Here is a 204-nt window from a genome sequence, read left to right on the forward strand (position 1 = left end):
CTCGACAGGAGCGCATCATGGACCAGCCCAGCAATCTGTTCATGACCGACCACATTCGGATGGTACCAATTCTTTTCATCTTGACTTGGCTCTGACAATATGACGCCATTTCCATTATATGAGTAGCCAGCGGTCTCAAAGACGGCGTTGATCCAACGTTGCGGATTCTGGTCACCGTTATGAACCAGCGGTTCGGGTTCGTGG

At 51.0% G+C, this 204-nt stretch carries 1 pseudogene; it reads right to left on the minus strand.

Annotated features, from left to right (window positions below):
- Positions 1–204 (minus strand): annotated as a pseudogene (locus F0U44_RS22775) (thrombospondin); the annotation flags it as partial.

Origin of the sequence: Nocardioides humilatus, from assembly GCF_008373755.1 — a bacterium.
In the GTDB taxonomy this organism is placed as follows: domain Bacteria; phylum Actinomycetota; class Actinomycetes; order Propionibacteriales; family Nocardioidaceae; genus Nocardioides; species Nocardioides humilatus.